Source organism: Methylobacterium segetis (assembly GCF_004348265.1).
Classification (GTDB): domain Bacteria; phylum Pseudomonadota; class Alphaproteobacteria; order Rhizobiales; family Beijerinckiaceae; genus Methylobacterium; species Methylobacterium segetis.
Genome location: NZ_SMNT01000217.1, coordinates 1 through 2,566, shown reverse-complemented (window position 1 = coordinate 2,566; position 2,566 = coordinate 1). Strand labels below are relative to the sequence as shown.

Genomic DNA, 2,566 nt, shown 5'->3' with positions numbered 1-2,566 from the left:
ATCGTTGGTGCCGGGCTGACCCGTGCCAGGATTGTGCGTCACTGGGCCGGAGTTGTTACCACGCGAGTAGGTGACGCTGTGTCCGCCGCCAGACATCGTGGTGGTGCCATCCGCGTTCTCAACGATCGCGCACTCTTCGGGCGTGAGGCCCGTCGGCAGCTCGATCACGTCCTGAGGGCGAAGCGCCCCGAGGACGGTGTCGTGGCCGCCGTTCGAGGTGAACACAATCCGGTGCGCCGACTGAAGTGAGGAGATGTCGACCGTGTCGTCGCCGTCGGAGCCGTTGATCGTGATCGTGTTGAAGTTCAGGCTGGTCGGGTTGAAGTTGCCGACCGCGAGCACCGTGTCGTTACCGGCACCGGTGTTGATTGTGATCTCCTCGATATCGGTGAGTTCGGAAATGATATTGTTCGCCGTCACCGCGCCGTTCACACCGTTGGTGTTGCGAGTGACGATGATCTCCGCCGTGCCGGCAGCCGCGTAGATGCCGGCCGCGACCGCGTCCGCCTTGGCATAGACCCGGAAGACCTCCGCGCCGATCGACCCGTTGACGACGAACCTGTCGCCTCCCGCGCCTTCCGTTCCGCCGTTGACCACGTCGCGGCCGTCGGGCGTGAGCCCGAGGAAGCTCGCACTCCAGGTGATCACGTCGTCGCCGTCGCCGCCGTTGACGATGTCGTTGCCGGTGCCGCCCGTGAGCGTGTCATTTCCGACCCCGCCCAGGAGGGTGTCGTTGCCGCCGTTGCCGTCGAGCGTGTCGTCGCCTTCGTCGCCGGTGAGCGTGTCGCCAGCAGCCGCATTGCCGCCTGTGAGCACGTTGTTCAGCGTGTTGCCGGTGCCGGAGAAGGCGCCGTTCCCGGTATAGGTCAGGTTCTCGACATTCGCCCCGAGCGTGTAACTCGCCAGTGCCGTCCGTACCGTGTCGGTACCGGACGATCCGGCCGAGGTCTCGTCAACCACATCGCCCGCAACATCGACCACATAGGTGTCGTTGTCCGCGCCGCCCCGCATGATGTCGGCGCCTGCGCCACCGTCGAGCGTGTCGTTGCCGGCACCGCCCAGGAGCGTGTCGGCTTCGGTGCCGCCGTTCAGCGTGTCATTCCCGGCGCCACCATCGAGCGTGTCCGCTCCGGCACCGCCGGTGAGCACGTTGGCGACCGCGTTGCCCGTGATCGTGTCGGCGTTGTTCGTGCCGGTGACGTTCTCGATCCCGGCAACCGAGGCAAAGCCCGAGGCGGTACCGGTTACGAGATTTACTGTCACAGCCGAGCTCGTGGCCGAGTAAACCAAGCCGTCGCCGGTCCCCGCGCCGAGATCGGCGCGGACCTGCTCGATGTCGGCGTTGATCGTCCCGCCGGCCTCGACCTGGGTGACCCGGGTTCCGAAGACGATGTTCAGGTCCTCGTTTCCGGCGCCCGTGTCGACGATCAAGAGCGTGTCGAGATCCGCGCCGCCAGAGAGCGTGTCGACCCCGTCACCCGTGCCGTCGATGTCGATGATGATCGTGTCGTCGCCAGCTCCGCCGTTCACGGCGTCGTTGCCGTCGCCGCCCGTCAGGGTGTCGTTGCCGAGATCGCCATTCAGCGTATCGTTTCCGGCCCCGCCGTTGATGATGTCGTTTCCATCCGACCCGTTCAGGGTGTCGTTGGCGCCCCGGCCGTTGATCAGGTTCGGGCCTGTCGACCCTGTGATCGTATCACCGACCGTGTTGCTGCCGACCCGAGCTGTGATGTTCGAGGTCAGGCTTTCGGCAAAGCCGGACTGGTCGGTGTAGCGCGCGATCACCTGGAAGAAGCGGGGATCGCCGACATTCCCGATCGTGAGATTTGGATTGGCAGTCACACCTCCAAAATTCGTCCAGTTCGTGAGCCCGTCGGCCGAGACCTGCCACTGGAAGGAGAAGGTGCCGAGACCGTTCGGATCGGCGATGCCGGCCGTGTTGGCGGTGAGCACGTTCTCCGAGCCGGTGATGGTCAGCTGCCCCGTCGGCGGCCGGTTGACGATCAGGACGTCGCGGTCCGAGAACCGGAGCGTCTCGATGTTCCAGAGCTTGTCCGTGCCCTCGTCACCGTCGGTCGCGTCGGTGTCGGTCACCGTCCAGCTGCCGTCGGTGTTCCTGCCGAAGGTGTAGCCAGCCCGGACGCCGGCGTAGACCGCGACGTCGTTTGCGGCATCCGTCGGATCCCCGTCGAGGATCTCCCGAACCATCTCGAGCTGCCCGGGATTGAGCGTGCGATCGAGCATCAGGGCGGAGAGTGCCTTGCCGCCGAAAAGCACGTTGCCGGCAAGGTCAGTCACGGCAGACGACATGCTCTCGGCCGTCATGGTGGGCGTGCCGCTGCGGCTCTTATCCGCATAGAGTGCGATCCGGACGTTCAGCCAGGAGTCGCCGTCGATGATGTCGTTGCCGGCCCGGCCGCGGATGGTGTCGCTGCCGCCGCCGCCGAGAAGGATGTTTGCCCCGTTGCTCGTGTTCAGGATGATGCCGGGATGCGTCACTCCGAACTCGTCGACGTCGCTGTCGTCGATGCCGTTGAGGAGCGCCGCGAGGCCGTGGATCCGGGCG

At 65.8% G+C, this 2,566-nt stretch carries 1 protein-coding gene; it reads right to left on the bottom strand.

Annotated features, from left to right (window positions below; genetic code table 11):
- The coding region (locus E1J50_RS26100) for a beta strand repeat-containing protein (RefSeq protein ID WP_132257159.1) at nt 1-2,566 on the bottom strand (2,566 nt) is incomplete at both ends.